Source organism: Janibacter corallicola NBRC 107790, assembly GCF_001570965.1.
In the GTDB taxonomy this organism is placed as follows: Bacteria; Actinomycetota; Actinomycetes; order Actinomycetales; family Dermatophilaceae; genus Janibacter; species Janibacter corallicola.
Genome location: NZ_BCSR01000014.1, coordinates 24,855 through 36,900 on the forward strand (window position 1 = coordinate 24,855; position 12,046 = coordinate 36,900).

10 protein-coding genes and 1 tRNA gene are annotated in these 12,046 nt (G+C 70.5%); 9 read left to right on the plus strand and 2 right to left on the minus strand.

The window, feature by feature from the left end; translation table 11 throughout:
• Window positions 1-44: 44 nt before the first annotated feature.
• The 5 genes from JCO01S_RS07410 to JCO01S_RS07430 all read left to right on the plus strand — a co-directional run bounded on the left by JCO01S_RS07410 (window position 45) and on the right by JCO01S_RS07430 (window position 6,133).
• Window positions 45-119 (plus strand) — tRNA-Leu (locus JCO01S_RS07410).
• Between the two features lie 473 nt (window positions 120-592).
• Complete coding sequence (locus JCO01S_RS07415) at window positions 593-2,215, plus strand: ABC transporter substrate-binding protein (RefSeq protein WP_068253100.1); 1,623 nt, start codon at window positions 593-595, stop codon at window positions 2,213-2,215.
• A 119-nt stretch (window positions 2,216-2,334) separates the two neighbouring features.
• Window positions 2,335-3,435, plus strand: coding sequence for an ABC transporter permease (locus tag JCO01S_RS07420; RefSeq protein WP_068253103.1), 1,101 nt, complete (start codon window positions 2,335-2,337; stop codon window positions 3,433-3,435).
• 2 nt (window positions 3,436-3,437) lie between these two features.
• Window positions 3,438-4,415, plus strand: a complete 978-nt coding sequence (locus tag JCO01S_RS07425) for an ABC transporter permease (protein ID WP_068253106.1) — start codon at window positions 3,438-3,440, stop codon at window positions 4,413-4,415.
• On the plus strand, window positions 4,412-6,133 hold the full coding sequence (locus JCO01S_RS07430) for an ABC transporter ATP-binding protein (protein WP_068253109.1): 1,722 nt from the start codon (window positions 4,412-4,414) through the stop codon (window positions 6,131-6,133). Before JCO01S_RS07425 ends, JCO01S_RS07430 begins: the two co-directional genes overlap by 4 nt.
• A 24-nt stretch (window positions 6,134-6,157) precedes the next feature.
• Here the strand turns inward: JCO01S_RS07430 and JCO01S_RS07435 are convergent, their stop codons facing one another.
• A complete protein-coding gene (locus JCO01S_RS07435; RefSeq protein ID WP_068253112.1) occupies window positions 6,158-6,988 on the minus strand; it encodes a siderophore-interacting protein in 831 nt (276 codons plus the stop codon).
• A gap of 136 nt (window positions 6,989-7,124) precedes the next feature.
• On the opposite strand from JCO01S_RS07435, the gene JCO01S_RS07440 reads away from it, so the two are divergent.
• The 4 genes from JCO01S_RS07440 (at window position 7,125) to JCO01S_RS07455 (ending at window position 10,985) form a co-directional block, all read left to right on the plus strand.
• Window positions 7,125-8,507 (plus strand): cystathionine beta-synthase, encoded by a 1,383-nt coding sequence (locus tag JCO01S_RS07440; RefSeq protein ID WP_068253115.1) that lies wholly within the window; start codon window positions 7,125-7,127, stop codon window positions 8,505-8,507.
• 3 nt (window positions 8,508-8,510) lie between these two features.
• Entirely contained in the window at window positions 8,511-9,692 is a 1,182-nt protein-coding gene (locus JCO01S_RS07445) for a cystathionine gamma-synthase (RefSeq protein ID WP_068253118.1), read from the plus strand.
• Window positions 9,693-9,822: 130 nt separating this feature from the next.
• Entirely contained in the window at window positions 9,823-10,731 is a 909-nt protein-coding gene (locus tag JCO01S_RS07450; protein ID WP_068253121.1) for a Bax inhibitor-1/YccA family protein, read from the plus strand.
• Window positions 10,728-10,985: a hypothetical protein gene (locus JCO01S_RS07455; protein WP_068253125.1), complete on the plus strand. Its 258-nt coding sequence runs from the start codon at window positions 10,728-10,730 to the stop codon at window positions 10,983-10,985. Before JCO01S_RS07450 ends, JCO01S_RS07455 begins: the two co-directional genes overlap by 4 nt.
• Before the next feature lie 18 nt (window positions 10,986-11,003).
• Here the strand turns inward: JCO01S_RS07455 and JCO01S_RS07460 are convergent, their stop codons facing one another.
• Window positions 11,004-11,996, minus strand: coding sequence for an SGNH/GDSL hydrolase family protein (locus tag JCO01S_RS07460; protein ID WP_068253128.1), 993 nt, complete (start codon window positions 11,994-11,996; stop codon window positions 11,004-11,006).
• Between the last annotated feature and the right edge of the window lie 50 nt (window positions 11,997-12,046).

A 12,046-nucleotide genomic window follows, 5' to 3' on the forward strand; every position in this document is an offset into this window, starting at 1 on the left:
CCCTCCGGACGAAGGGGGCCGGCCCCGCTGGCTAGGCTGAGCGCGCCCCCGTGGCCCAACTGGCAGAGGCGGGCGCCTTAAAAGCGCCTTCGGTGCGGGTTCGAGTCCCGTCGGGGGCACCCACCGAGGTCATTCGTCGCCCGTCGCCCTTCGAGGCTCCTCGCTGGCGCTCGTCGCACCTCATGGACCGGTCGTTGGCGCTCGTCGCAGCCGGGGCAGCCAGCGCCGCTCCCACCAACCAGGTGACTCGCGGGTACGACACCACCCTCGGGCGTCGAGACATGACGGACCCTCGTTTCTGCGGGATCCACGTCGCCGGTGGCCGGCAGCGTGGTGTCGTACCCGTGAGTCATGAATGATCCCGGCCCGACAGCGGACGGCATCGCCCGTCGCGCCGCCCACGCGGTACGTGGGACCCCAGGGACCCGGGGTTCGTGCCCGACGGAGATAACACGTTGGACATGAAGGGTGAGGTTCCGCACATCACCCCCTCCGCAGCGGTAGGGTCAACGGCGCTGACTGGCGGTGACCCCGCCCGTCGCGGTGCGCGCAACGACGCACGCACCGTCTGCCAGGACGAGAAAGGCTCACCATGTCCCCACGCGTGTGGCGCATCGCCGCGGCCGCATCAGCGGCCTCGGCCCTGACGATCACTGGTTGCACGACCTCCTCCACCGGAGGCGATGGCGGAGACGGGGGATCGGGCGGACCGCTGACCATCGGCACGACCGACAAGATCGTCTCGCTGGACCCCGCCGGCGCCTATGACCACGGCTCTTCCGCCGTGATGCAGCAGGTCTACCCCTTCCTGATGAACTCCGCCCCCGGGGAGTCCACCCCCGAGCCGGACATCGCCACGTCGGCGAAGTTCACCTCTCCGAAGGAGTTCACCGTCAAGCTCAAGAAGGGGCTGACCTTCGCCAACGGGAACGAGCTGACCTCCTCGGACGTGAAGTTCACCTTCGACCGGCAGACCAAGATCGCCGACCCGGAGGGCCCCTCCTCGCTGCTGGGCAACCTGGAGAAGACGACCACGCCCGACGACCTGACCGTGGTCTTCCACCTCAAGGGCTCCTACGACCAGACCTGGCCGGGTGTGCTCACCTCGGTCGTCGCGCCGATCGTCGACGAGGAGGTCTTCTCCGCGACGAAGGTGACCCCGGACAACAAGATCGTCAAGGCCAAGCCCTTCGCCGGGCCGTACGCGATCAAGAGCTACGACAAGAACAGCCTCGTGTCCTACGAGGCCTTCGAGGACTACGACGGGATCCTTCCCAAGGCGAAGACGAAGGACGTCAACGTCAAGTACTACTCCGACGCGAACAACCTCAAGCTCGACATCGGTGGCGGCAACATCGACATGGCCTACCGCACCCTGAGCCCGACGGACATCGAGGACCTGAAGAAGAACGACGACGTCAAGATCCACAAGGGCCCCGGCGGCGAGCTGCGCTACATGGTGTTCAACTTCAACACCATGCCCTTCGGCAAGAAGACGCCGAACGCCGACCCGGAGAAGGCGCTCGCGGTCCGGCAGGCCATGGCCGACTCGCTCGACCGCAAGGCCCTCTCCAAGCAGGTCTACAAGGGCACCTACACGCCCGCCTACGGGTTCGTCCCGGAGGGCTTCGAGGGCCAGACCACGCCGCTGAAGAAGATGTACGGCGACGGCAGCGGCGGGCCGGACGCGGACCGTGCGGCCAAGCGCCTGAAGAAGGCCGGTGTCAAGACGCCGGTGGACATCCACCTGCAGTACAACACCGACCACTACGGCAACTCCTCCGGTGAGGAGTACTCGATGATCAAGTCGCAGCTGGAGGACACCAACCTCTTCAAGGTCGACCTGCAGTCCACCGAGTGGGTGCAGTACGGCAAGGACCGCACGAACGACCAGTACCCCGTGTACCAGCTCGGCTGGTTCCCGGACTACTCGGACGCGGACAACTTCCTCACGCCGTTCTTCCTCAACCCGGGCAGCTTCCTCGCCCAGCACTTCGACGACCCGGAGATCAACGAGCTGATCAAGGAGCAGCGCTCGGAGCCGGACAAGGCCAAGCGCGACAAGCTGCTCGCCGAGCTGCAGACGAAGGTGGCCGAGCAGCTGCCGACGCTGCCCTTCCTCCAGGGTGCGCAGGTCACGGTGGCGGGCAAGGACGTCCAGGGCATCGTCCTCGACCCGTCCTTCAAGCTGCACATGTCCACCATCCACAAGTAGGAGTCCCGCGCGTTCCCCGGCGGCGTGCCCCCGCCGCCGGGGAACGACGCCCCCTTCGCCCGTCCACGCGGCCGCCGAGGCGTGCCGCGGTGACCACCCACGCCAGTGAGTAGGCAGGTATGGCTGCAGTTCCCAGTGAGGTCGTGGAACCGACCGGACCCCCGGAGGGGGACGGCGGGACCAAGGCCAAGAAGTCGGGCATCGGCCTCGGCAAGTACATCGTGATCCGCGCGCTGCTGATCATCCCGACCGTCTTCATCCTCGTCACGACCGTCTTCGTCCTCATGCGGCTGACCGGTGACCCGGTCAGCGCCTCGGTCGGCGGACGGCTGCCACCGGAGCAGCTGGCCGAGCGGATCCGCGCGGCGGGGTACGACCGGCCGATCATCATCCAGTACCTCGACTACCTCGGCGGCATCCTCCGCGGTGACTTCGGGACGACGATCAGTGACAACATCCCGGTCACCCAGCTGCTCACCCGGTACGGCACGGCCACGCTCGAGCTGGTGCTCTACGCACTCGTCGTCGCGCTCCTGCTGGGGATCCCGCTCGGGATGCTCGCCGCCTACCGCCGGGACCGCGGCACCGACGCCGTGCTGCGGGTGCTGGCGATCCTCGGTTACGCCACCCCGGTCTTCTTCGCGGGGCTGCTGCTGAAGCTCGTCTTCTCGGTGTGGCTGGACTGGCTGCCCGTCTCCGGGAGGGTCACCTCGAGCAACCAGCTGGTGCTCCAAGGGGTCTCCGCCCCGACCCACATCTACATCGTCGACGCGCTGCGGCTGGGCAACTTCGGCATCGTCGGTGACGTGCTCACGCACGCCGTCCTCCCGGCGATCTCGCTCGGGCTGCTCGTCGGTGGCGTCTTCCTGCGGCTCGTGCGCACCAACATGATCGGGACCCTCGGGCAGGACTACATCGAGTCCGGACGCTCCCGCGGGGTCAGCGAGCGGCGCCTGGTCACGAAGCACGCCTACCGGCCGGCGCTGGTGCCGATCATCACCGTCATGGGCATGCAGATCGCGCTCATGCTCGGCGGGGCGATCCTGACCGAGACGACCTTCGGGTGGCAGGGCCTGGGCTTCAAGCTCGCCGAGTACCTGCAGGCCCGCGACTTCGTCGCCGTCCAGGGCATCGTCGTCATGCTCGCCGTGATCGTCGCGGTCACGAACTTCATCGTCGACGTCGTCGCCGCGCTGATCGACCCGAGAGTGAGGTACTGACCATGAGTGCCACCACCGACCCCCGGCGCGACCCGCTGCTGTGGCGCCTGCCCATCCTGTCCCACCTGAAGAAGAGCGTCGGCCTGCAGCGGGGCATGCTCGTCGCCGGTCTCGTCATGACCCTCGTCGTGCTGGTCTGCGCCGTCTTCGCGCCGTGGATCGCGCCCTACGGGTTCTCCCAGATGAAGGCGGACGGCACGGCCTTCGGTGCCCAGCAGCCGCCCTCCGCGGAGCACCCGTGGGGCACGACCGTCGGCGGCTACGACGTGCTCTCCCGCACCATCTGGGGCGCGCAGACGGCCGTCGAGGTGATCATCGTCGCGGTGGTCCTCTCGCTCTTCGTCGGCGTGTTCCTCGGGCTGCTCTCCGGGTACGCCGGCGGGTGGCTGGACCGCGTGCTCGTCGTCGTGGCGGACGCCATCTACGCCCTGCCCTCGCTGCTGCTGGCCATCGTCCTGGCGATCACGATCAGCGGCGGCCAGTCCAGCCGCTGGGGCGGCATCTTCGCCGCGGCGGCCTCCATCACGGTCGTCTTCATCCCGCAGTACTTCCGGGTGATCCGCGCCGAGACCACCCGGCTGAAGGGGGAGGCCTTCGTCGACGCGGCGCGGGTCATCGGCACCCCGACGCCGCGGGTGATGTTCCGCCACATCTACCGCAACGCCAACCGGACGCTGCCGCTGATCTTCACGCTGAACTCCTCGGAGGCGATCCTCACCCTCGCCGGCCTGGGCTTCCTCGGCTTCGGCATCGAGCCGACCGCGGCCTCGGAGTGGGGATACGACCTGAACAAGGCGCTCTCGGACACCACGAGCGGCATCTGGTGGACCGGCGTCTTCCCCGGCTTGGCCATCGTGTGGACCGTCCTCGGGGTGACCCTCGTCGGGGAGAGCATGAACGATCTGAACGACCCGCGGCTGCGCGGGCGCCGCCGGGCGAAGATCCGCAAGAAGGCCACCGCCGGGAAGGACGCGGCATGAGCACCACGAGCGAGCACGCACCGGAGCGCACCGGCGAGCCCGTGCTGAGCATCCGGGACCTGCAGGTCACCTTCGCCACCGACCAGGGGCCGGTCGAGGCGGTCAAGGACGTCGACATCGAGGTGGCGCCGGGGGAGGTGCTGGCGATCGTCGGCGAGTCCGGGTCGGGCAAGACGGTCACCGCACGCAGCGTCCTCGGGCTGCTGGCCGAGACGGCCACGAGCGAGGGGGCGGTCCTCCTCGGCCGGCACGACGTCCTGGCGATATCGCGAAGGGAGATGCGCCAGCTCCGTGGCACCGACGTCGCGATGATCTTCCAGGAGCCCTCGACGGCGCTGAACCCGGTCCGCAAGATCGGCTGGCAGATCATCGAGGGGCTGCGCGCCCACGACCAGAAGCTGGACAAGAAGGAGGCGCGCGAGCGCACGATCAAGGCGCTGACCGACGTCGGCATCCCCGACGCCGAGGAGCGTATCGACTACTACCCGCACCAGTTCTCCGGGGGGCAGAAGCAGCGCATCATGATCGCGATGGCGCTCGCGCTCAACCCCGGCCTGATCATTGCCGACGAGCCGACGACCGCGCTGGACGTCACGGTGCAGGCCGAGATCCTCGAGCTGCTGCGGGACCTGCGAGACCGCTTCGGCTCCTCGATCGTCCTGATCACCCACAACATGGGTGTCGTGGCCGACCTCGCCGACCGGGTCGCGGTCATGTACCGCGGCGAGCTCGTCGAGGAGGCGCCCGCGACAGAGCTCTTCGCCCACCCCCGGCAGGACTACACCAAGGAGCTGCTCGCGGCCGTGCCGCACCTCGGCCGCGACTCGGTCTCGGCGGCGATGTCCGAGGACGAGCTCGCCGCCCAGCTGCGCGAGCCGGTCCTCGTCAGCGCTGAGGACCTCGTCATCGAGTACCCGGGCCGGTTGGGGCAGAAGGCCTTCCGTGCCGTCGACGGCGTCTCCTTCGAGATCCACAAGGGAGAGGTGCTCGGTCTCGTCGGTGAGTCCGGCTCCGGCAAGACGACCATCGGCCGGGCGGTCGCGGGGCTGAACCGCATCTCCGGTGGGTCACTGCGCGTCCTCGACCACGAGATGCTGAACTTCCGGGAGCGGGCCTTCATGCCGCTGCGCCAGCAGATCGGCTTCGTCTTCCAGGACCCCGCCGCGTCCTTCAACCCGCACCTGACGGTGGGGGAGTGCATCGCCGAGCCGCTCGCCGTGCACCGCCGCGGGCAGAAGCCCGGCGAGCGCCGGGCCCGGGTGGCGGAGCTGCTGGAGTCGGTGCAGCTCACCAGGGGTCACGCCGACCGGTACCCCCACGAGCTCTCCGGAGGGCAGCGCCAGCGCGCCAGCCTCGCCCGCGCCCTCGCGCTGGACCCCGAGCTGCTCATCGCGGACGAGCCGACGAGCGCGCTCGACGTCTCGGTGCAGGCCAAGGTCCTCGACCTCTTCCGGGAGCTGCAGGCCCGCTTCGGCTTCGCCTGCCTCTTCATCAGCCACGACCTGGCGGTGGTGGACATGCTCGCCCACCGGATCGGCGTGCTCTACCACGGTGAGCTCGTCGAGCAGGGCATCGGGACGCAGGTCCTCGAGGACCCCCGCGACGCCTACACCCGGCGCCTCATCGCCTCTCTGCCGGTACCGGACCCGCAGGAGCAGGCGCAGCGGCGCCGGGCCCACCGCGAGTTGCTCGAGCGGGAGGGCGGCACGCAGACCTAGCCGTACTCACTCGGGTCAGTACGACTAGTCCCCGATCCGTCCGACCGGCGTGCGCTTCTCGGCCTGGAAGGCCTCCTCCGTGCGCCCACGCGCCCAGTACCCGGAGATGGAGATGGCGGCGCGGGGGATCTCGCGCTCCTTGAGCGACCGGCGCACGGCCTTGATCGACTCGCGCTCGCCGTGGGCGAAGACCTGCACCGCGCCCTCGGAGACGTCGGTCGGCCACGGGGCGGCGTCGATCGCCCGGGCGAGGAAGTCCACGTCGTCGGTGTCCGGGTTGACCAACCAGGACACCTGCACCCCGTCCGGGGCGGTGACCTCGAGGACGTCGCTCTCGGCCTCCACCTCCAGGAGGGCCACCCCCTTCGCCTCCGAAGGGAGCGCCTCCAGGGCGGCGGCGATGGCCGGCACCGCCGACAGGTCACCGGCGAGCAGGTGCCAGTCGACGTCGGGGTCGGGGGCGTAGCCGCCGCCCGGCCCCATGAGGACCGCGCGGTCTCCGGGGCGGGCCGACTGGGCCCAGGGCCCGGCCCAGCCGGTGTCGCCGTGGGTGACGAAGTCCAACGTCAGTCGCCGGGCCTCCCGGTCGATGGCGCGCACGGTGTACGTGCGGGTCAGGGGCTGCAGCTCCGCGGGGGCGCTCTCGCGCAGTGCCGCGAGGTCGTACGGCGGCTCGACGCCGAGCTCCGGCGAGACGAAGAGGAGCTTGACGTAGGCGTCGGTGAACTCCTCGGCCCCGAAGTCGGCGAGTGCCTCGCCGGTCAGGACGACGCGCACGAGACGGGGGCCCAGCCGCTCGGTGGACTCGACGGTGAGCACGTGCTGCGGACGCGGCCTACGGGTGGTGGTGGGCATGTGATCGCTCCGGCCCTTCGTGATGGTCGGGATGGTGTCTGCAGCAAAGGATAGCCTTACCTTGTCTTCTGTCGAGTTGCCGTCCGGCCCGAGGGCCGGGCGTCCCGGCGGGGGTGAGCCGTGCCACGATGCTGGTATGCAGATCGCAGACCACATCGCGGACCTCATCGGTGACACGCCCCTGGTTCGACTCTCCTCCGTCATCCCCGCCGATGCGGGCCTCGTGGCGGCCAAGGTCGAGTACCTCAATCCCGGCGGCAGCATCAAGGACCGCATCGCCAAGAAGATGATCGAGGCGGCCGAGGAGTCCGGTGAGCTCGAACCGGGTGGCACGATCGTCGAGCCGACCTCCGGCAACACGGGGGTCGGTCTCGCCCTCTTCGCCCAGCGCAAGGGCTACAAGTGCGTCTTCGTCTGCCCGGACAAGGTCGGCAAGGACAAGATCGACGTGCTGCGTGCCTACGGCGCCGAGGTCGTCGTCACCCCGACGTCGGTGCCGCCGGAGCACCCGGACAGCTACTACTCGGTCTCGGACCGGCTCGCCGAGGAGCTGCCCGGCGGTTGGAAGCCGAACCAGTACTTCAACCAGAACGGCCCGGCCAGCCACTACGAGACCACCGGTCCGGAGATCTGGGAGCAGACGGGCGGGGAGATCACCCACCTCGTCTCCGGCATCGGGACCGGCGGCACCATCACCGGCACCGGCCGCTACCTCAAGGAGGTCTCGAAGGGACGGGTCAAGGTCATCGGCGCCGATCCCGAGGGCTCGGTCTACTCCGGCGGCACCGGTCGGCCTTACCTCGTCGAGGGCGTCGGCGAGGACATCTGGCCGGGTGCCTACGACCCGTCCGTGCCGGACGAGGTCATCTCGGTCACCGACGCCGAGTCCTTCGCGATGACCCGGCGCCTCGCCGTCGAGGAGGGCCTGCTCGTCGGCGGCTCCTGCGGCATGGCCGTCGTCGTCGCCCAGCAAATCGCCGAGCGGGAGGGACCCGACGCCAAGATCGTCGTGCTGCTGCCCGACGGCGGGCGCGGCTACCTCGGCAAGATCTTCGACGACGACTGGATGGCCTCCTACGGCTTCCTCCCCGCCGAGGACGAGGGCGAGACCACCGTCGGTGACGTCCTGCGCGGCAAGTCCGGCGAGCTGCCGGACCTCGTGCACACCCACCCGAACGAGACGATCCGCGAGGCCATCGACATCCTGCGCGAGTACAACGTCTCGCAGATGCCGGTCGTCGGTGCCGAGCCCCCGGTGATGATCGGCGAGGTGGCCGGTGCGGTCACCGAGCGCGAGCTGCTGACGGCGGTCTTCGAGGGGCACGCCTCGCTCGCGGACGCCGTGAGCAAGCACATGGGTGCCTCGCTGCCGCAGATCGGTGCGGCCGAGCCGGTCTCCGCCGCGACGGAGGCCCTGGAGAGCTCCGACGCCCTCCTCGTGGTCGAAGGGGGCCGGCCCGCCGGCGTCATCACCCGGCAGGACCTGCTGGGTCACCTGTCCCACCGAGCGAAGGGCTGAACCATGGGAGAGCAGAAGAGCGCCGCCGACGCGCGCGCGAGCCAGGGCTTCGCCACGCGGGCCATCCACGCCGGCTACGAGCCGGACCCGACCACCGGCGCGGTCAACGTGCCGATCTACGCCAGCTCCACCTTCGCCCAGGACGGCGTCGGCGGGCTGCGCGGTGGCTTCGAGTACGCCCGTACGGGCAACCCGACCCGGCAGGCGCTGGAGGCCAACGCCGCCTCCATCGAGGTCGGCACCTACGGTCGTGCCTTCGCCTCCGGCATGGCGGCGACCGACGCGATGCTGCGCGCCGCCCTTCGTCCCGGTGACCACCTGGTCATCCCGGACGACGCCTACGGGGGCACCTTCCGCCTCATCGACAAGGTCTTCACCCAGTGGGGCATCGAGTACACGCCCGCCCCCGTCACCGACGTCGACGCGATCCGGGCGGCGGTGCGGGAGAACACCAAGCTCATCTGGCTGGAGACGCCCACCAACCCGCTGCTCAACGTCGGCGACATCGCCGCCGTCGCGGAGGTGGCGAAGGGGGCCGGCGCCCGGCTCGTCGTCGACAACACCTTCGCCAGCCCCTACCTGCAGCGGCCGCTGACCCTCGGCGCCGACGTCGTCCTGCACTCCTCGACGAAGTACCTCGGCGGCCACAGCGACGTCGTCGGTGGCCTGCTCGTCACGGACGACGAGGAGCTGGACGCGGCGATCGCCTTCCTGCAGAACGGCTCCGGTGGCGTGCCCGGTCCCTTCGACGCGTACCTGACGATGCGCGGGATCAAGACGCTCGGGGTGCGGATGGACCGGCACTGCGACAACGCCGAGGCGGTCGTGGACATGCTCTCCGGCCGCCGCGAGATCGCGAGCGTCCTCTACCCGGGCCTGGCCGACCACCCCGGTCACGAGGTGGCTGCGCGGCAGATGTCGCGCTTCGGCGGCATGCTCTCGGTGCGGATGGCCGGTGGCCGTGAGGCCGCCCGGCAGCTGTGCTCGCGGACCGAGATCTTCACCCTCGCGGAGTCCCTCGGCGGCATCGAGTCGCTCATCGAGCACCCCGGTGCCATGACCCATGCCTCGACCGCCGGCTCGATGCTCGAGGTCCCCGACGACCTCGTGCGCCTCTCCGTGGGGATCGAGGACACCAGCGACGTGCTGGCCGACCTCGAGCAGGCCCTGGACGGGATCCGCTGAGCAGACGCCGGCCGTCGTCGCCTGCCGCGGCTGTGGATCCCGGGCGTCCTGTTGTCGCGCTCACCGCTTAGGCTTGGTGCCACTGCCGCGCGGCCGACCGGTCGCGCCAGCGTCGAGGAGGCCTGACCAGATGAGCAACCCGATCCTCAACCGGGTCGCGCGGGACGCCGAACGCGGCCGCTACGCCGGCTTCCGGACTCCTGCGCCCCAGCGCGGCCAGCAGCCGCCGCCCCCGCCCGGGTACGGCCAGCAGGCGGGGTACCCGCAGCAGGGCCACGGCCAGCCGCAGCCGGGATACGGGCAGCCGCAGGCCGCCCCCTTCGGCGGCGGTGACGGTGGCCGGGCCATCACCCTCGATGACGTGCTCGTGCGCATCGCGGTCCTCTTCGCCGTGCTCCTGGGCGTCGCCGGGGTGACGTGGTTCGCCACGATGGCCAGCGCCACGATCGGCGCCCTCGCCTGGGTGGTCGGGCTCGTCGGTACGCTTGGTCTCGGGATCTACATGGCCTTCCGGCGCACGCCGATCGGCCCGGTCCTGGCCCTGGTCTACGCGGGCTTCGAGGGGCTCTTCGTCGGCGCCATCAGTGCCACCTTCCGACAGTTCTTCGACGAGCCGGGGACCCCGATCTTCGAGTCGATCGTCACCCAGGCCGTGCTGGCCACGCTCTGCGTCTTCGGCGCGATGCTGCTGCTGTACACGACCCGCGTGATCAAGGTGACCCAGAAGTTCCGGGCCGTGGTCTCCATGCTGGTCCTGGGCTACTTCGTCTTCTCGCTGATCAACCTCGGGTACATGCTCTTCTTCGGCGGCGGGATGTTCGGCTTCGGCGGGACCGGGCTGCTCGGCATCGGGATCTCCCTCTTCGCCACGGGCCTCGCGGCGGTGACGCTCGCGCTCGACTTCGACTCCATCGAGACCGCGATCTCCCACCGGCTGCCGCAGGCCTACGCCTGGCACCTCGCGATGGGTCTGGTCATCACCCTCGTGTGGCTGTACCTGGAGCTGCTGCGCCTGCTGGCCCGCCTGCGCAGCGATTGATCCCGGAGGACGTCGCGACCGAGCTCGACCGAGCGGCCCGGCGGTGGCAGCAGCTGCCGCTGGACCGCGCGACCGAGGCGCTCCCGGCCGTGCACGCGTTGATGGCCGATCTCGCGGGGGAGGCGCTGCCCGACCTCGGACCGGCCGTGGCCATGGACCAGCTGCGGGTCGTCGTCTTCGACGCCTGCGCGGGCGAAGGGAGCCCGCCGGACCTCGCGGGCCGGCTGGCCTCCCTTCGTCTCGGCTGGAGCTGAGTCGGCCCGGTGGCGGGCTCAGAGGTCGGTGACCTCGCGCCAGACCCGGCGCCGCAGCATCGCCCACCGGCCGCGGGGACCGTGGGCGTGCCCGCGCACCTCCGCGGGGCCGACCTCCGTGCCCGGCCGGGAGACTGCTCGCTGCGCTGCGTCGTCCAGCGCGCCGATGCCCTCACCGCGCTCCGGCTCCGGGGCGCTGTCGGTGACCGCGCCCTCGGGCCAGGCGTCCACGGCCGCAGCGACGGAGGGCAGCATCGCCGAGGCGACCCGCGCGTAGCCGGCTGCCGAGGGGTGGAAGTGGTCCTGGCTGAACATGATCTTCGGGCTGGCCTCGAACTCCGGGCCGAGCAGGTCGCCGAGGGAGACCGAGCGGCCCCCGGCCTCGACGACGGCGACGGTCTGCCGGGCCGCCATGTCCCTGCTCCAGCGACGCAGCAGGTGGTTCAGGGGGAAGGGGATGGGCTCGACCGTGCCGAGGTCGGGGCAGGTGCCGACGACCACCGGTACCTCGAGGCTGGTCAGGTAGCGCACGGTCCGCTGCAGGTGGCGCACCGCGACGGCGTGGTCGACCCGGTGGGTGACGTCGTTCGCGCCGATGGAGATGACCGCGACGTCGAAGTGCTCCTCGCGCCCGAGGGCCCGGGAGAGCTGGGCGATCAGGTCCGCGGAGACCGCACCGACGACGGCCTCGTTGGTCAGCTGCACGGAGCGGCCCATGATCGCGGCGAGACCATTGGCGAGGATCGCGCCGATCGTCTGCGCCCCGGTGTCGGCCCCCATCCCGGCGGCCGTGGAGTCGCCGAGAACCATGAGGCGGATCGGCTGCCCCGGCGCGGCGCCGTAGATCCCGTCGTCCTCCGGCGCGCCGTCGAAGGGGTGGCCGACGATCCGGCGGGAGATGCGGGCCTCGAGCTGGATCAGGCCGTACCCGAGAGCGGCTGACCCGGCCGCGCCGAGCCCGGCGGCGGCAAGGCCCTTTGCGCCGCGAGCCGCGGCTCGTGCCAGTGCCATCCACTCTCCTCCGGGCGCGTGATGAGCCAACCCTGTCACCGCCGGGTGAC

What these genes read in the sequence shown, in the direction of transcription:
- JCO01S_RS07435 (WP_068253112.1), bottom strand. Translation starts at nt 6,988, where the DNA reads ATGCCCACCACCACCCGTAGGCCGCGTCCGCAGCACGTGCTCACCGTC.
- JCO01S_RS07420 (WP_068253103.1), top strand. Translation starts at nt 2,335, where the DNA reads ATGGCTGCAGTTCCCAGTGAGGTCGTGGAACCGACCGGACCCCCGGAG.
- JCO01S_RS07450 (WP_068253121.1), top strand. Translation starts at nt 9,823, where the DNA reads ATGAGCAACCCGATCCTCAACCGGGTCGCGCGGGACGCCGAACGCGGC.
- JCO01S_RS07445 (WP_068253118.1), top strand. Translation starts at nt 8,511, where the DNA reads ATGGGAGAGCAGAAGAGCGCCGCCGACGCGCGCGCGAGCCAGGGCTTC.
- JCO01S_RS07415 (WP_068253100.1), top strand. Translation starts at nt 593, where the DNA reads ATGTCCCCACGCGTGTGGCGCATCGCCGCGGCCGCATCAGCGGCCTCG.
- JCO01S_RS07440 (WP_068253115.1), top strand. Translation starts at nt 7,125, where the DNA reads ATGCAGATCGCAGACCACATCGCGGACCTCATCGGTGACACGCCCCTG.
- JCO01S_RS07425 (WP_068253106.1), top strand. Translation starts at nt 3,438, where the DNA reads ATGAGTGCCACCACCGACCCCCGGCGCGACCCGCTGCTGTGGCGCCTG.
- JCO01S_RS07430 (WP_068253109.1), top strand. Translation starts at nt 4,412, where the DNA reads ATGAGCACCACGAGCGAGCACGCACCGGAGCGCACCGGCGAGCCCGTG.
- JCO01S_RS07460 (WP_068253128.1), bottom strand. Translation starts at nt 11,996, where the DNA reads ATGGCACTGGCACGAGCCGCGGCTCGCGGCGCAAAGGGCCTTGCCGCC.